The sequence below is a fragment of the Streptomyces sp. NPDC007808 genome (genome assembly GCF_042868655.1).
GTDB lineage: Bacteria > Actinomycetota > Actinomycetes > Streptomycetales > Streptomycetaceae > Streptomyces.
In genome coordinates this window covers 187,904-202,988 of the sequence record NZ_JBIAEQ010000012.1, presented here as the reverse complement: position 1 = coordinate 202,988, position 15,085 = coordinate 187,904, and the positions used below count along the sequence as shown (strand labels likewise).

The 15,085-nt window shown below is 71.2% G+C and carries 16 protein-coding genes and 1 pseudogene; 8 read left to right on the top strand and 9 right to left on the bottom strand.

Annotated features, from left to right (window positions below; genetic code table 11):
• Window positions 1-62 precede the first annotated feature (62 nt).
• Together ACFYNL_RS37625 and cobC are read left to right on the top strand one after the other, a co-directional pair.
• Window positions 63-1,016 (top strand): sirohydrochlorin chelatase, encoded by a 954-nt coding sequence (locus tag ACFYNL_RS37625; protein WP_388812157.1) that lies wholly within the window; start codon window positions 63-65, stop codon window positions 1,014-1,016.
• Complete coding sequence (gene cobC, locus ACFYNL_RS37620) at window positions 1,006-2,076, top strand: Rv2231c family pyridoxal phosphate-dependent protein CobC (protein ID WP_388812154.1); 1,071 nt, start codon at window positions 1,006-1,008, stop codon at window positions 2,074-2,076. Before ACFYNL_RS37625 ends, cobC begins: the two co-directional genes overlap by 11 nt.
• 280 nt (window positions 2,077-2,356) lie before the next feature.
• On the opposite strand, the gene ACFYNL_RS37615 is transcribed toward cobC, so the two are convergent.
• The 4 genes from ACFYNL_RS37615 to ACFYNL_RS37600 are packed head-to-tail and all read right to left on the bottom strand — an operon-like array spanning window position 2,357 to window position 5,983.
• The gene (locus tag ACFYNL_RS37615) at window positions 2,357-3,448 is read right to left on the bottom strand and encodes an amidohydrolase family protein (protein WP_388812151.1); all 1,092 of its coding nucleotides are present in this window, start codon (window positions 3,446-3,448) and stop codon (window positions 2,357-2,359) included.
• A gap of 51 nt (window positions 3,449-3,499) precedes the next feature.
• Entirely contained in the window at window positions 3,500-4,291 is a 792-nt protein-coding gene (locus ACFYNL_RS37610) for an amino acid ABC transporter ATP-binding protein (RefSeq protein WP_388812149.1), read from the bottom strand.
• The gene (locus tag ACFYNL_RS37605) at window positions 4,288-5,130 is read right to left on the bottom strand and encodes an amino acid ABC transporter permease (protein ID WP_388812146.1); all 843 of its coding nucleotides are present in this window, start codon (window positions 5,128-5,130) and stop codon (window positions 4,288-4,290) included. The genes ACFYNL_RS37610 and ACFYNL_RS37605 overlap by 4 nt, the downstream gene beginning before the upstream one ends.
• Before the next feature lie 4 nt (window positions 5,131-5,134).
• Entirely contained in the window at window positions 5,135-5,983 is an 849-nt protein-coding gene (locus ACFYNL_RS37600; RefSeq protein ID WP_388812144.1) for a transporter substrate-binding domain-containing protein, read from the bottom strand.
• A gap of 191 nt (window positions 5,984-6,174) precedes the next feature.
• Between ACFYNL_RS37600 and ACFYNL_RS37595 the strand changes: the two genes are divergently transcribed.
• The 6 genes from ACFYNL_RS37595 (at window position 6,175) to thpD (ending at window position 11,352) form a co-directional block, all read left to right on the top strand.
• Window positions 6,175-7,275, top strand: a complete 1,101-nt coding sequence (locus tag ACFYNL_RS37595; RefSeq protein ID WP_388812142.1) for a pyridoxal-phosphate-dependent aminotransferase family protein — start codon at window positions 6,175-6,177, stop codon at window positions 7,273-7,275.
• A gap of 54 nt (window positions 7,276-7,329) precedes the next feature.
• On the top strand, window positions 7,330-7,863 hold the full coding sequence (locus ACFYNL_RS37590) for a DinB family protein (protein WP_388812140.1): 534 nt from the start codon (window positions 7,330-7,332) through the stop codon (window positions 7,861-7,863).
• 306 nt (window positions 7,864-8,169) lie between these two features.
• Entirely contained in the window at window positions 8,170-8,676 is a 507-nt protein-coding gene (gene ectA / locus ACFYNL_RS37585; RefSeq protein WP_388812138.1) for a diaminobutyrate acetyltransferase, read from the top strand.
• A gap of 61 nt (window positions 8,677-8,737) precedes the next feature.
• Entirely contained in the window at window positions 8,738-10,009 is a 1,272-nt protein-coding gene (ectB, locus tag ACFYNL_RS37580; protein ID WP_388812135.1) for a diaminobutyrate--2-oxoglutarate transaminase, read from the top strand.
• Window positions 10,010-10,037: 28 nt separating this feature from the next.
• Entirely contained in the window at window positions 10,038-10,442 is a 405-nt protein-coding gene (locus ACFYNL_RS37575; RefSeq protein WP_019758318.1) for an ectoine synthase, read from the top strand.
• 7 nt (window positions 10,443-10,449) lie between these two features.
• Window positions 10,450-11,352 carry an ectoine hydroxylase gene (gene thpD, locus ACFYNL_RS37570; RefSeq protein WP_388812131.1) on the top strand — a complete coding sequence of 301 codons (903 nt, stop codon included), beginning with the start codon at window positions 10,450-10,452 and terminating at the stop codon, window positions 11,350-11,352.
• A 94-nt stretch (window positions 11,353-11,446) separates the two neighbouring features.
• Here thpD and ACFYNL_RS37565 read toward each other — a convergent pair whose 3' ends face one another.
• The 5 genes and pseudogenes from ACFYNL_RS37565 to ACFYNL_RS37545 all read right to left on the bottom strand — a co-directional run bounded on the left by ACFYNL_RS37565 (window position 11,447) and on the right by ACFYNL_RS37545 (window position 15,039).
• The gene (locus tag ACFYNL_RS37565) at window positions 11,447-12,499 is read right to left on the bottom strand and encodes an aminotransferase class V-fold PLP-dependent enzyme (RefSeq protein ID WP_388812129.1); all 1,053 of its coding nucleotides are present in this window, start codon (window positions 12,497-12,499) and stop codon (window positions 11,447-11,449) included.
• Between the two features lie 99 nt (window positions 12,500-12,598).
• On the bottom strand, window positions 12,599-13,315 hold the full coding sequence (locus ACFYNL_RS37560; protein ID WP_388812126.1) for a DsbA family oxidoreductase: 717 nt from the start codon (window positions 13,313-13,315) through the stop codon (window positions 12,599-12,601).
• A gap of 59 nt (window positions 13,316-13,374) precedes the next feature.
• A pseudogene (locus ACFYNL_RS37555) lies at window positions 13,375-13,769 on the bottom strand (helix-turn-helix domain-containing protein); the annotation flags it as partial.
• An 11-nt stretch (window positions 13,770-13,780) separates the two neighbouring features.
• The gene (locus tag ACFYNL_RS37550; protein ID WP_388812123.1) at window positions 13,781-14,389 is read right to left on the bottom strand and encodes a DUF1349 domain-containing protein; all 609 of its coding nucleotides are present in this window, start codon (window positions 14,387-14,389) and stop codon (window positions 13,781-13,783) included.
• 53 nt (window positions 14,390-14,442) lie between these two features.
• Window positions 14,443-15,039, bottom strand: a complete 597-nt coding sequence (locus tag ACFYNL_RS37545; RefSeq protein WP_388812120.1) for a hypothetical protein — start codon at window positions 15,037-15,039, stop codon at window positions 14,443-14,445.
• Between the last annotated feature and the right edge of the window lie 46 nt (window positions 15,040-15,085).

The window sequence follows — 15,085 nt, the reverse complement described above, 5'->3', positions numbered from 1 at the left end:
CGTGTGCCGCCCGTGCCCGATCCCCTGCCGAGCCATCCCGTTCCCCACTCCGAGGAGACATCGTGACCAGCCCGCCGCCCGCCCTGCTCCTCGCCGGACACGGCACCCGGGACGACGCCGGGGCCGAGGCGTTCCGTGACTTCGTCCGGGAGCTGGGCCGCCGCCACCCCGAGCTGCCCGTCGCGGGCGGCTTCATCGAGCTCTCCCCGCCGCCGCTCGGCGAGGCCGTCACCGAGCTGGTCGAACGAGGGGTACGGCGGTTCGCCGCGGTACCGCTGATGCTGGTGTCCGCCGGGCACGCCAAGGGCGACATCCCGGCGGCGCTGGCCCGCGAGAAGGAACGGCACCCGGGTGTCTCGTACACCTACGGCCGCCCGCTGGGCCCGCACCCCTCACTGCTGTCCGTGCTGGAGCGGCGGCTGGACGAGGCCCTCGGCACCGAGGGGCGCACGCCCGGGGACCGGGCCGATGTGACCGTGCTGCTGGTCGGGCGCGGCTCGACCGACCCGGACGCCAACTCCGAGGTGCACAAGGCGGCGCGGCTGCTGTGGGAGGGGCGCGGGTACGCGGGCGTGGAGACGGCGTTCGTGTCACTGGCCGCGCCGGACGTGCCGAGCGGCCTGGACCGGTGCGCGAGGCTGGGCGCACGACGGATCGTCGTCCTGCCGTACTTCCTGTTCACCGGCGTCCTCCCGGACCGCGTCCGGCAGCAGACCGAGGGGTGGGCCGACGCGCACCCGGACATCGACGTGCGCTCGGCGGACGTCATCGGCCCGGAGCCGGAGCTGCTGGACCTGGTGATGGAGCGGTACCGGGAGGCCGTCGAGGGCGACCTGCGGATGAACTGCGACTCGTGCGTGTACCGCGTCGCGCTGCCCGGCTTCGAGGACAAGGTCGGCATGCCGCAGCAGCCGCACTTCCACCCGGACGACGACGGCCATCACCACGGGCCCGGCCCGCACGGCCACGGCCACCACGCCCCGCACACCCATGGCGCCCACTCCCATGTCCACTGAGCCGCACGACCTGAGGCACCACGGCGACGCCGAGGTCCGCGACGACGGCGCGGCCCTCGTCGACCTCGCGGTGAACGTCCGCGCGGACACACCGCCCGTGTGGCTGCGGGAGCACATCACGGCGTCGCTGGGCGGGCTCGCGGCCTACCCGGACGGGCGGGCCGCGCGGGCGGCGGTGGCGGCACGGCACGGGCTGCCGGTGGAGCGGGTGCTGCTGACGGCGGGCGCGGCGGAGGCGTTCGTGCTGCTGGCCCGCGCGCTGAAGGTGCGCCGGCCGGTCGTGGTGCACCCGCAGTTCACCGAGCCGGAGGCGGCGTTGCGCGACGCCGGGCACACGGTGGACCGGGTGCTGCTGCGGGAGGAGGACGGCTTCCGGCTCGACCCGGCGGCCGTTCCCGAGGACGCCGACCTGGTGGTGGTGGGCAACCCCACCAATCCGACGTCGGTCCTGCATCCGGCGGCCCGCCTCGCCGAACTCGCCCGCCCCGGGCGGATGTTGGTGGTGGACGAGGCGTTCATGGACGCGGTGCCGGGCGAGCGGGAGGCGCTGGCGGACCGGACGGACGTACCCGGCCTGGTCGTGCTGCGCAGCCTGACGAAGACGTGGGGGCTGGCCGGGCTGCGCATCGGCTACGTCCTGGCCGCACCGGAGACCATCGCGGACCTGGAGCGCGCCCAGCCGCTGTGGCCGGTCTCCACGCCCGCGCTCGCCGCGGCTGAGGCCTGTGTGTCCCCGCGTGCCCTGGCGGAGGCGGCCCACGCGGCCCACCGCGTCGCCTCCGACCGGGCGCATCTGGTCGCCGGGCTGGGCGCGTTCGCCTCGGCCGGAGTCCGGGTCGTCGAGCCCGCCGAGGGCCCCTTCGTCCTCGTACGGCTGCCCGGCGCGGTGGCCGTACGGCGGCGGCTGCGCGCTCTCGGTTTCGCGGTCCGGCGGGGGGACACCTTCCCCGGGCTGGGCGAGGAGTGGCTGCGGCTGGCGGTGCGGGACCGGGCGACGACGGGCTCGTTCCTGCGGGCGCTGGAGGAAACGCTGACGCCGGGTGGGTGCGCGGCACGGTGAGCCGCCGGGCCACCCAGGGCCCGGGGCGGCTGCGGCAGCCGGCCCGGGCCGGGAGCGAGGGGGCCCGGGCTCGCTCCCCGGGCCGGCCCGGAACAGTCGGCGATCCGCTCGGACTTCACTCCGGCGCGGGGTCGCCGTGAACCTCTTCGCAACTCACGGCGCGGGGGTTCCCTGCATGCACCGTCGCACCGACGTCTTTTCGCATGCGCGGGTCGACGCCCCGGAACGCACGACGAGGGTGCGCGGCGATCCCGGGCGGCCCCCGTCCCGCTCGTCGAGGTCAGCCGACCACGCGCCCGTTCAGCACCACCCGTCGGGGCGCCGCCAGCACGCGTACGTCGGCACGCGGGTCGGACTCGTACACGACGAGGTCCGCGGCCGCCCCCTCCTCCAGGCCGGGGCGGCCGAGCCAGTCGCGGGCCGCCCAGGTGGTCGCCGCGAGGGCCTCGACCGGGGGGATGCCCGCGGTGACCAGTTCCGCCACCTCGGCGGCCACCAGGCCGTGCGGCAGGGTGCCGCCCGCGTCGGTGCCCACGAAGACCGGGATGCCGGCGTCGTAGGCGGAGCGGACCGTGTCGTAGCGGCGCTCGTGGAGCCGGCGCATATGGGCCGACCAGCGGGGGAACCTGGACTCGCCGCCGTCGGCCAGCTTCGGGAAGGTCGCGATGTTCACAAGGGTGGGGACGATCGCCACCCCGCGTTCGGCGAACAGCGGGATCAGCTCCTCGGTCAGGCCCGTGGCGTGCTCGATGCAGTCGATGCCCGACTCGACCAGGTCCTGGAGGGAGTCCTCCGAGAAGCAGTGCGCGGTCACCCGGGCACCCAGGCGGTGCGCTTCCGCGATGCCCGCCTCGACCGCCTCACGCGGCCAGGTGGGCGCCAGGTCCCCGAGGTCGCGGTCGATCCAGTCGCCGACCAGCTTGACCCAGCCGTCGCCGCGCCGGGCCTCCTGGGCGACGTAGGCGACCAGGTCCTCCGGTTCGATCTCGTGCGCGTAGCCGCGGATGTAGCGGCGGGTGCGGGCGATGTGCCGGCCGGCCCTGATGATCTTCGGCAGGTCCTCGCGCTCGTCGACCCAGCGGGTGTCGGAGGGCGAGCCGGCGTCACGGATCAGCAGGGTGCCCGCCTCACGGTCGGTCAGGGCCTGCTGCTCGGCGACGTCCTTGTCGACCGGGCCGTGGGCGCCGAGCCCCACATGGCAGTGCGCGTCGACGAGGCCGGGCAGGGCCCAGCCCTGGACGGTGCGGATGTCGCGGGCACCGGCCGGGCGGGCGTAGGCCACCCGGCCGTCGACGACCCACAGCTCGTCCCGGACGTCGTCCGGCCCGACGAGGATCCGGCCCTTCACGTGCAGCACCGCGCGTTCGCTCATGCCTTGCACCCTAATCACCGGCCGGTGCCCGGCGTGCAACAGGTCGCCGGCTCAGTCGCCCTTGCCGACCTGGTCGGAGGTCTCCTCCTCCACCTCGGCCATCGCGGGGTCGAGGAGGCGGGAGAGGAAGTGGCGGGTGCGCTCGTGCCGCGGGTGTGCGATGACCTGGTCGGGGGTGCCGTCCTCGACGATCACCCCGCCGTCCATGAAGACGACCCGGTCGGCGACCTCACGGGCGAAGGTCATCTCGTGGGTGACGACCATCATCGTCATGCCCTCCTGGGCCAGCATGCGCATGACGGCCAGGACGTCCCCCACCAGTTCGGGGTCCAGCGCCGAGGTCGGCTCGTCGAACAGCATCACCTCGGGGCCCATGGCGAGCGCGCGGGCGATGGCCACGCGCTGCTGCTGGCCACCGGAGAGGGAGGCCGGGTACGCCGACGCCTTCTCCGCGAGGCCGACCCGCTGAAGGTTCTCGGCGGCGACCGCGGCGGCCGTCGCCTTGTCCCGCCCGAGGACCCGCCGCTGCGGCAGGGTGAGGTTCTCGGTCACCGTGAGGTGCGGGAACAGGTTGAACTGCTGGAAGACCATGCCGATCCGGCGGCGTACGGCGTCGATGTCCACGTCCGGGTCGGTGAGTTCGGTGCCGCCGACGAGGACCTGGCCCTTGGTGGGTTCCTCCAGCAGGTTCACGCAGCGCAGCAGGGTCGACTTGCCCGAGCCGGACGGTCCGATGACGCACACGACCTCGCCCCGGCCGATCTCCAGGTCGATGCCGCGCAGCACCTCGTTGTCGCCGAAGGACTTGTGCAGGCCCCGGACTTCGATCTCGGGTCGGGTCATTTCACGGCCTCCTGGGCCTTCGCCTCCATACGGCGTACGACGAAGCCGAGCGGGATGGTCACCAGGAGGTAGCACAGGCCGGCGACCAGGATCGGCGTGGAGTTGGCGGTCTGGCTGGCCAGGTCCCGGCCGAACTTGGACAGCTCCCGCTCCTCCAGCGTCACACCGAGGAACAGCACGAGCGAGGAGTCCTTGAAGAGCAGCACGAGTTCGTTGGTCAGCGGCGGCAGGATGATCCGGAACGCCTGCGGAATGATGATCGAGATCATGGCGCGGGCCGGTGAGAAGCCGAGCGAGCGCGCCGCCTCCATCTGGCCCTTGGGCACCGCCTGGATGCCGGCGCGGATCGTCTCCGCCATGTACGCGGCGGCGACGAGGCCGAGGGCGAGGGCGACCTTGCCGTAGGTCCCGCCCGGGATCTCCGTGCCCGGGAAGGCCAGCGGTACGGCGACGCCGATGAAGATGAAGATCAGCAGGGCGGGCAGACCGCGGAAGATCTCGATGTAGACGCCGGCCAGCCAGCGGTACGGCCCCACGGACGACAGCCGCATCAGCGCGATCACCATGCCGAGGACCAGTCCGACGGCGAAGCCGGACAGGGTGTACAGCACGGTGTTCTTCAGCGCGAGGGTGATGACCTCCGGGAACATCTGCCGGGCGATGTCGCCCTGCGCGAACTGGTTCGCCAGCCGGTCCCAGTCGGCCGCGACCGCGAAGGCGATCACGGCCGCGACGAAGACGACGTACTGGACACCGCGCGACAGGCTGCGCTTCTGGCGCCGGGTGAGGCCCTTCTTCCTGGGCTGGAGTGCTACGTCCTTGCCGGTCGTGTCACTCATGGGGTCAGGCGGCGGGCGACGGCGAGGCGGCGGACTCGTCGTACGGGCCGATCCACTGCTCGTACAGCTTCTTGTAGGTGCCGTCGGCCTTGGCGTCCTTGATGGCCTTGTTGATGGCCTCGCGGAGCTTGGTGTTGCCCTTCTTCACGGTGAAGCCGTACTGCTCGCCGGTGTTGATCTGCTCGGCGACCTGGAAGGCGTCGGCGTTGGCCTTGTCCTTCAGCCAGCCCTGGACGACCGGGTAGTCGATGACGACCGCCTGGACCTGGCCGGTGCGCAGGCCGTTGAGGACGGCGTCGGAGGACTCGAAGGAGACCGGGTCCAGGCCCTTGCTCTTGGCGTAGTCCTCACCGGTGGTCTGCGCCTGGGCGCCGACCTTCTTGCCCTTGAGGCCGGCGAAGGAGGAGATGCCGCTCTTCTTGTCGACGAGGACCGCCTGGGTGGCCTCGAAGTACGGGTCCGAGAAGTCGACGTTCTTCTTGCGCTCCTCGGTGATGGTCATGCCGGCCGCGGCGAGGTCGCACTGACCGGCGTTGAGGGAGCCACCGGTCTTGAAGTTCTCGAAGGGCTGGTCGACGATGGCCTGCTTCACGCCCAGGTCCTCGGCGACCAGGTCGATCAGCGAGACGTCGAAGCCCTGCACCTTGCCGTCGATCTCCGACTGGAAGGGCGGGTACGGCAGGTGGGTGCATGTGGTGAGCCGGCCCGCCTTGACGACTTCGACGCCGCCGGCCGCGGTCTTCGTACCACCGCCGCCGTTGTCGTCGGAGGAGCAGCCGGCCAAGAGCACCAGCCCGGCCGTCGCGGTGGTGGCGGCCAGGACGCGCGTCCGGCGCCCGAGGGTCGTCTTCACGGGAAGCCTCCTGTGGGGGAACTGTGGGTTCCGATTATAAGGAGAAGTTTGGGATGCTCAAACCAAACCGATGGTTTGTGAGGCGTTCGACCTAAGAAGTCGGGAGGGGCAGGGGCGCGGGTACGCCCGGTTACGCTCGTGATCGTCGGCCCCGGAGCGACCGGAGCGCAGAGAACGAAGAGAGTCCCGTCGTGACCCACCCCCTCCTGGACCCGGCCCCGCTGACTGCCGCTCGCTTCGCCGAGATCGAGGACCGGGTGGCGCGGCTGCTCGGCACCCGGCAGGACGTCGTGATCATGCAGGGTGAGGCGCTGCTGCCGCTGGAAGGGGCGCTCCGGGGGACGGCCGGGCCGGGTACGACCGCACTGAACGTGATCACCGGTCCGTACGGGCAGACCTTCGGGGACTGGCTGCGGGACTGCGGCGCGACCGTGATCGACCTGGCGGTCCCCTTCCGCACGGCGGTGACGGCGCGGCAGATCCGGGAGGCGTTCGCCGAGCATCCGGAGATCGACCTCGTGTCGCTGGTGCACGCGGAGGCGGCGACCGGCAACACCAACCCCGTGGCGGAGATCGGTGAGGTGGTGCGGGCGCACGGGGCGCTGTTCCACCTGGACGCGGTGGCGTCGATCGGGGCCGAACCGGTGCTGCCGGACGCGTGGGGCGTGGACCTGTGCGTGATCGGGGCGCAGAAGGCGATGGGCGGGCCGGCCGGGGTGTCGGCGGTGTCGGTGAGCGAGCGGGCGTGGGCGCGGATGGCGGCGAATCCATCGGCGCCGCGCCGGTCGTATCTGTCGCTGCTGGACTGGAAGGAGCGCTGGATCGACGGCGGGCGCCGGGCGCTGCCGCACGCACCCGCACAGCTGGAGATGCTGGCGCTGGAGGCGTGCGTGGCGCGGATCGAGGCGGACGGGCTGGAGGCGGTGATGGCGCGGCACCGGTCCGCGGCACGGGCGATGCGGGCCGGTGCGGTGGCGCTGGGCGGGGGGCTGGAGCCGTACGTCCACGACGCGGCGGACGCCGCTCCGGTCGCCACGACGCTGCGCGTGCCGCCGCAGGTGGTGGCCGCGGAGGTGGTGAGCCGTGCGCTGGTCCGCGAGCCCGGGCTGCCGCTCGCCGCGGGCGGCGGGGTACTGGCCGGGGAGATGATCCGGGTCAACCACTACGGGGTGGACGCGACGGTGGCCGCGGTGCGCGGGTGCGTGGCCGCGGTGGGGACCGCGCTGAGGCAGGCGGGGCTGGTCGTGGACGTCGAGGCGGCGGTGCGGGCGGTCGACGCCGGGTGGCGCTGACGGGTCCTCGCCCGAACCGCTCCGCACAGGCCGAGGGTCCGGCATGCTGCCTCCATGACCACGAACACACCGGCCCGCCTCCCTGACGGCCGTCCCGTCCCTCTTATGACCGGCGACGAGCGCCCCATGCTCGAAAGCTGGCTCGACTTCCACCGGGCCACCCTGGAGCTCAGGTGCGCGGGGCTGACCGACGCGCAGTCACGGCTCCGTTCCGCGGAGCCCTCGGAGCTGACCCTGCTCGGGCTGGTGCAGCACCTCGCCGAGTGCGAGCGGAACTGGTTCCAGCGGGCGGCGGGCGGACTCGACGTGCCGCCCGTGTACGGGGACGCCAACGCGAGCGGGTACGTCCTCGATCCGGCGCTCGGCATGGACGAGGCGCTCGCCGTGTGGCGGCGGGAGATCGCCCGGGGGCAGGAGGTCTGCGCCGAGCGCTCACTGGAGAGCGTGGGGCGCATCGCGGACGGGGCGATGGCCGGGGCCGAGGTCAGTCTTCGCTGGGTGTTCGTCCACATGATCGAGGAGTACGCCCGGCACAACGGGCACGCCGACATTCTGCGCGAACGTATCGACGGAGTTACCGGAGCCTGAATTCGGCGTAATTCTGGAATTCCTTTCCAGGGTAGCTTCCCATTCTCTTCTGCCCGCTTTCGTCGACCCTAAACGCAAAGATTCCGCGAACGCGAACCGGAGTAATTCGGGAGGGTTCCGCCAGGGTTACACGGCTGTGACGCGTTCCACATCACGCCCCTTTTGTGCGGTATTAACCGGACAGACCACGGCAAATACCAGCGACTTCGCCCTAACGCGCACGCCCGCGTGATAACACATCCCGCCGCCATCCGTAACCCCTCACGGCCATGCATTTTTCAATTTCCCTCGGTAAATTCAATTCGCATGACTGCCGCTCAAGCAGACCTGCAAATCGACCGTCCGGCGGTGGCCGACGGGGCCGCGCTGTGGCGTATTGCCCGAGACTCGAAGGCCCTGGACCTCAACTCGTCGTACAGCTATCTGCTGTGGTGCCGGGACTTCGCCGGCACATCGGCCGTCGCCCGCGACGAGCGCGGGGAGCCGGTCGGCTTCGTCACCGGGTACGTACGGCCGGAACGTCCGCACACCCTGCTCGTCTGGCAGGTGGCCGTGGACGACGCCCATCGCGGCCGCGGCATCGCCGCCAAGCTGCTCGACGGGCTCGTCGCGCGCGTCGCCGACGAGTACGGCGTCACCGGCATCGAGACCACCATCACACCGGGCAACACCGCCTCGGAGCGCCTGTTCGGCTCCTTCGCCGAGCGCCACGGTGCCGCCCTGGAACGCGAGGTGCTGTTCCCGGCCGGCCTGTTCCCGGACGGGCCGCACGAGCCAGAGGTGCTGTACCGCATCGGTCCCCTCACCCTCTGACCTCCCCAGACCTCCCCCGACCTCCCCAGACCTCCCCCCACGCATCGAGGAGCGATTCGTCGTGACCATCACCCAGCCCGACCTCAGCGTCTTCGAGACCCTGGAGTCCGAGGTACGCAGCTACTGCCGCGGCTGGCCCACCGTCTTCGACCGTGCGCGAGGCAGCCGCATGTACGACGAGGACGGCCACGAGTACCTGGACTTCTTCGCCGGGGCCGGCTCACTGAACTACGGGCACAACAACCCGGTCCTGAAACGCGCGCTGATCGACTACCTGGAGCGGGACGGCGTCACGCACGGGCTGGACATGTCCACCAGCGCCAAGCGTGCCTTCCTGGAGTCCTTCCAGAACATCGTGCTGCGACCGCGGGACCTGCCGTACAAGGTCATGTTCCCCGGGCCGACCGGCACCAACGCGGTCGAGTCGGCGCTGAAGCTGGCCCGGAAGGTGAAGGGGCGCGAGGCCATCGTGTCGTTCACCAACGCCTTCCACGGCATGTCCCTCGGCTCCCTCGCCGTCACCGGCAACGCGTTCAAGCGGGCCGGCGCCGGCATCCCGCTGGTGCACGGCACCCCCATGCCGTTCGACAACTACTTCGACGGCCAGGTCCCGGACTTCCTGTGGTTCGAGCGGCTCCTGGAGGACCAGGGCTCCGGCCTCAACAAGCCGGCCGCCGTGATCGTGGAGACCGTGCAGGGCGAGGGCGGCATCAACGTCGCCCGCCCGGAGTGGCTGCGGGCGCTCTCCGACCTGTGCGAGCGGCAGGACATGCTGCTCATCGTCGACGACATCCAGATGGGGTGCGGCCGTACCGGCGCCTTCTTCTCCTTCGAGGAGGCGGGCATCACGCCCGACATCGTCACCGTCTCGAAGTCGATCAGCGGTTACGGACTGCCCATGTCTCTCTGCCTGTTCAAGCCGGAGCTGGACATATGGGAGCCGGGCGAGCACAACGGCACCTTCCGCGGCAACAACCCCGCGTTCGTCACGGCCACCGCCGCCCTGGAGGCGTACTGGACGGACGGGTCCGCCATGGAGAAGCAGACGCGGGGACGCGGCGAGCAGGTCGAGCAGGCGCTCATCTCCATCACCGAGGAGAACCTCGCCGACGTGAAGGAGTACCGCGGACGCGGGCTCGTGTGGGGCATGGAGTTCCACGACAAGGAGCGCGCCGGACGAGTGGCGCGCCGCGCGTTCGAACTGGGCCTGCTCATCGAGACGTCGGGCCCCGAGAGCGAGGTCGTGAAGCTGCTCCCGGCACTCACGATCACCCCGGAGGAGCTGGACGAGGGGCTCAGCATCCTCGCCCGCTCCGTGCGGGAAACCATCTGAAACACCACCTAGGAGGCATCGCAGCACCGTGATCGTCCGTTCGTTCAAGGACATCGAAGGCACCGACCGGCATGTGAAGGCCGCGTCGGGCACCTGGGAGAGCAAGCGCATCGTCCTCGCCAAGGAGCGGGTCGGTTTCTCGCTCCACGAGACGATCCTGTACGCGGGTACGGAGACGTCGATGTGGTACGCGAACCACATCGAGGCCGTCGTGTGCGTCGAGGGCGAGGCCGAGCTCACCGACGACGAGACCGGGAAGAAGTACACGATCACGCCCGGCACCATGTACCTGCTCGACGGTCACGAGCGGCACACGATGCGGATCAAGGAGGACTTCCGCTGCATCTGCGTGTTCAACCCGCCCGTGACCGGCCGGGAGGACCACGACGAGAACGGCGTGTACCCGCTGCTCACCGAGCCCGAGGAGGTGTGAGAAACCCATGACCACCGCCATCAGCGCAAACGTCACCGATCTCTACCCCAGCCGCGGCGCCACCGAGGTGTCGGTCCCGCGCCAGGACCCCGTCGTGTGGGGCGCCCCCGACACCCCGGGCCCGATCACGACCACCGACCTCCAGTCGTACGAGCGCGACGGCTTCCTCGCCATCGACCAGCTCATCACCGACGACGAGGTCGCCGTCTACCGGCAGGAGTTGGAACGGCTGGTCACCGACCCGGCGATCCGCATGGACGAGCGGTCGATCATCGAGCCGAAGTCCAAGGAGATCCGGTCGGTCTTCGAAGTGCACCGGATCAGCGAGGTGTTCGCGAACCTCGTGCGCGACGAGCGGGTCGTCGGCCGGGCGCGGCAGATCCTCGGCTCGGACGTGTACGTCCACCAGTCGCGGATCAACGTCAAGCCGGGCTTCGGGGCCAGTGGCTTCTACTGGCACTCCGACTTCGAGACCTGGCACGCCGAGGACGGGCTGCCGAACATGCGGACGGTGTCCGTCTCGATCGCGCTGACCGAGAACTACGACACCAACGGCGGGCTCATGATCATGCCCGGCTCGCACAAGACCTTCCTCGGGTGTGCGGGGGCCACGCCGAAGGACAACTACAAGAAGTCCCTGCAGATGCAGGACGCGGGCACCCCGTCCGACGAGGCGCTGACCAAGATGGCCTCCGAGTACGGCATCAAGCTCTTCACGGGCAGGGCCGGTTCGGCGACCTGGTTCGACTGCAACGCCATGCACGGCTCCGGCGACAACATCACGCCGTTCCCGCGCAGCAACGTGTTCATCGTGTTCAACAGCGTGGAGAACGCGGCCGTCGAGCCGTTCGCGGCTCCGATCCGGCGGCCGGAGTTCATCGGCGCACGGGACTTCACCCCGGTGAAGTGATTCCTCAGCGGTGAGACGGCCTCACCGCGACGACCGACGCGGCCCGCTCCTCCGTCTCGTACGGGGGGCGGGCCGCGTCGTTCGGCGCGGGGTTTCAGTCGGACAGGGCGTCCAGCAGGCGGTCCACGTCCCCAGGGGTGTTGTAGAGGTGGAAGGCCGCGCGCAGGTTGCCCGCGCGGTTGGAGACCTCGATGCCCGCGCGGCTCAACTCCGGCTGGCGCTCGCCGAGTCCGGGCACCGAGACGATGGCCGAGCCGGGCGCGGGCACCGGGGCGTGGCCGAGACCGGCGAGCCCCGCGCGGAAGCGGTCGGCGAGGGCGAGGTCGTGGGCCCGGATGGCGGCCACGCCGAGTTCCTCGACGAGTTCCAGGGAGGTCCGCAGACCGGCGTACGTGAAGAGGCTGGGGCTGATGTCGAAACGCCGGGCGGAGCGGGCGAGGTTCTCGACGGGGCCGTAGCAGCTGTCCCAGGGGACCTCTCCGGCGACCCAGCCGGCGAGCAGCGGGGTCAGCCCGCCGAAGTCCTCGGGGACGACGCAGAAGGCGACGCCGTGCGGGCCCAGAAGCCACTTGAAGCCCACGGCGGCGAGGAAGTCGTGCTCGTCGGCCTCCATCGGCAGCCATCCGGCCGACTGGGAGGCGTCGACGTAGGTGCGGGCCCCGTGCGCTCGGGCCGCCGCGCGCACCGCGGACAGGTCGGCGACGCGGCCGTCGGCGGACTGGGCGGCGCTGACCGCGACGAGCGCGGTGTCGGGGCGGACGGACTCGGCGAGGCGGTCCAGCGGGACGGTCCGCACCTTGAGGTCGCCGCGCATGTGGAAGGGGTTCACGAGGGAGGCGAAGTCGGCCTCGGCGGTGAGGACTTCGGCACCGGCGGGCAGGGACGCGGCGATCAGACCGCCGTACTCGGCGACGGACGCCCCGGTCGCGACCCGCTCGGCGGGCACGCCGGCCAGCCGGGCGAACGAGGCGCGGACGATCTCCACGTCCTCGTACAGCGACCCCAGGGCGGTGCCCTCGGCCCGCATCCGCACGGCCCGGTCGAGGGCGGCCACGGTGCGGGCCGGCAGCAGCCCGTTGCTCGCGGTGTTGAGATAGACGGTCTTCGGGGCGAACTCTGCGCGGACGAGGCTCTCGAAGGTCTCCATGGCTCCACTGTGGGCCCTGAACACCTATCGGTCCATTGCGATTTTTTACGCGATGTCCCTAAGGAGCGCTTATGGATGCCGTCCGACCTGCGTGTTCGTTCACCGCTGCGGAACCGCGCAGCCCTCGGGACCGCACGCGTCCGCGTCCCCCTGGTCGATGAGCGTCAGGGGCGACCGCTCCCCCCAGGCCTGGGCCAGCGCCTGCTCGAAGACCTCGGAGGGCTGGGCGCCGGAGACGCCGTAGGTGCGGTCGAGGACGAAGAAGGGCACCCCGGAGGCGCCGAGCCGGGCGGCCTCGCGCTCGTCGGCGCGGACCTCCTCGGCGTAGGCGTCCGGGTCGGCGAGGACCCCGCGGGCGTCGTCGGCGTCGAGTCCGGCGGCGACGGCCAGCTCCACGAGCCGCTCGTCGCCCTCGGTGAAGACGGACCGCTCCTCGGCGAAGTTCGCCGTGTAGAGGACCTGGATCAGCGCGTCCTGCCTGCCGTGCTCCTTGGCCAGGTGCAGCAGGCGGTGCATGTCGAAGGTGCTGCCGTGGTCGCGGTCCCGCGTGCGGTACTCCAGACCCTCGGCGGCGGCCTGCGCGCCGAGGTTGTCCTCACCGGCCTGGGCCTGCGCCGCGCTCATGCCGTACTTCTTCGTGAGCATGGCGATCACGGGCTGGACATCGCCCTTGGCGCGCCCGGGATCCAGCTCGAACGAGCGGTGCACCACCTCGACCTGGTCGCGGTGCGGGAAGGCGGCGAGCGCCTTGTCGAAGCGGGCCTTGCCCACGTAGCACCAGGGGCAGGCGATGTCGCTCCAGATCTCGACGCGCATGGGTTGCTCTCTCCAGGTCGGGCGGATGCGGAGACTCCCTCCGGCTTATAGGTGAACATTCAAGCAGCGGGATCCATTCCCGGCTGACCCAGCCGGCTGAACTGCGCCCGGTGGGCGCTCGGCGTCAGCCCCGTGCGCCGCACGACATGCCCCCGCAGCGAGTCGCCGTGCCGAGGCCGCAGGCGCGGGCCACCTGGTCCATGGGCAGACCGGTGGTCTCCAGCAGCTCCTCGGCGCACTCGATGCGCCGGTGGAGCAGCCATTGCGGCGGGCTCACACCGCTCTCGGCGTGGAAGCGGCGGGTGAGGGTGCGGACGCTGACGCCGGCATCGCGGGCGAGGTCGGTGAGGGTGAGCGGCTCGTCGAGGTTGCGCATGGCCCAGCCGCGGGTGTCGGAGCAGGCGTTGACGCGCTCGGACGGCAGCGGGGTCCGGGTGAACCGGGTCCGACGCCCGGCCGTAGTGCTCAGCTTCCGTCTCGCAGGTCCGTCATCCAGTTCGGCCTGAACTCCAGGTGGTCGTACGTCACCACGCACCCCTCCCCCATCGGGGACTGTGCCATGAAGCCGACGAGGGCGGCGCCGGTCTCCTTCTCGTCGCCGAGGGTGAACAGCCGGACGAAGGTCCAGCGCTCGCCGTCGCGGGAGGCGTGGAAGGCGAAGGCGCGGCCCGTGCGGCTCACCCGCAGCCACACCGAACTCCCCTCCACGGTGAAGGAGTTGGCGTCGTCGGAGTGGCCTCGGGTGACGACCGTGCACACGGTGGGCACGTCCGGGGAGTACTCCAGGCACAGTTTGGCCCAGGCCCGCTCACCGACGTGGACATAGAGGACCCCGGCGTCGAAGGCCCCGGCGAACCCGACGGTGACCCGGGCGATCAACTGGAAGTCGCCCTCGGGCGCGCCGAGCAGCCGCGGCGCGTCGGAGGCGGGGTCCAGGGCCTCGCCGGTGGGCGGCACGAAACGGTCCTGCCGGGGGCCGGCCCATCCGGACAGGATGCCGTCCTCGTGGCACCAGTGGCCGTCGGGGCCGTACGTGCGCAGCGGGAAGGGCAGTTCCGGGATCTCCATGTCCATGCGGGGATTCTTCCAGGCGCGGCCCGGCGCCGGGGCCCCCGGCGGTGATCCGGTCAGCGGGACTGGAGCGCGTCCAGGGCCACGGCCTGGGCGAGGGCGAGGCGCAGGTCCAGATCGGGCGAGGCCACGTCGACCAGATAGCGGTCGCGCAGCCCGAGCTTCTTGTCGACCCGCATCACCGGCCGGTCACCCGAGGTGAAGTCGAAGTGGTACGGCCACATGAACGGCACGAAGTCGAACGGCAGCAGCTCCCAGACCCGGCGCAGCACGGCCACCAGCCGGTTGCGCTCCCGCCCGACGGCCGTGACCGAGCCCGGCTGGTCCAGCTCCCACGTCGAGCGCAGCAGCGAGGCGGCGAACTTCTTGCGGAACGTGCCGATGGGGTTGTCCCACGCGTCCCGCACCTCCAGGACGGCGCCGACGTCGAGGATCTGGCGGGCCTTGGCGGTGAACAGGACCTGGGACTTGGACTCGTCGGTGTAGAAGGTCATCTGCTCCCTGAGCGTCATCCGCTTCTGCTCGGCGAAGGCGACGACTTTGCCGTCGGATCCGTCGGGCAGCGTCTCGGTCACCACATACCGGTTGATCATCAGGGTGGTCTTCTGCCGGATGGTGAAACGCTCGTTCGCCTGCCGCCGCGCGCTGTCCACTGTTTCCCTCCCCCTGCCGGTGACCCCCTGTCGCCGGCGTTCGTGT

Bases quoted from the DNA above. Each gene is read 5' to 3' on its own strand.
- ACFYNL_RS37615 (WP_388812151.1), bottom strand. From the start codon at position 3,448: ATGAGCGAACGCGCGGTGCTGCACGTGAAGGGCCGGATCCTCGTCGGG.
- thpD (WP_388812131.1), top strand. From the start codon at position 10,450: ATGACCACCGCCATCAGCGCAAACGTCACCGATCTCTACCCCAGCCGC.
- ACFYNL_RS37610 (WP_388812149.1), bottom strand. From the start codon at position 4,291: ATGACCCGACCCGAGATCGAAGTCCGGGGCCTGCACAAGTCCTTCGGC.
- ectA (WP_388812138.1), top strand. From the start codon at position 8,170: ATGACTGCCGCTCAAGCAGACCTGCAAATCGACCGTCCGGCGGTGGCC.
- cobC (WP_388812154.1), top strand. From the start codon at position 1,006: ATGTCCACTGAGCCGCACGACCTGAGGCACCACGGCGACGCCGAGGTC.
- ACFYNL_RS37590 (WP_388812140.1), top strand. From the start codon at position 7,330: ATGACCACGAACACACCGGCCCGCCTCCCTGACGGCCGTCCCGTCCCT.
- ACFYNL_RS37550 (WP_388812123.1), bottom strand. From the start codon at position 14,389: ATGGACATGGAGATCCCGGAACTGCCCTTCCCGCTGCGCACGTACGGC.
- ACFYNL_RS37565 (WP_388812129.1), bottom strand. From the start codon at position 12,499: ATGGAGACCTTCGAGAGCCTCGTCCGCGCAGAGTTCGCCCCGAAGACC.
- ACFYNL_RS37605 (WP_388812146.1), bottom strand. From the start codon at position 5,130: ATGAGTGACACGACCGGCAAGGACGTAGCACTCCAGCCCAGGAAGAAG.
- ACFYNL_RS37560 (WP_388812126.1), bottom strand. From the start codon at position 13,315: ATGCGCGTCGAGATCTGGAGCGACATCGCCTGCCCCTGGTGCTACGTG.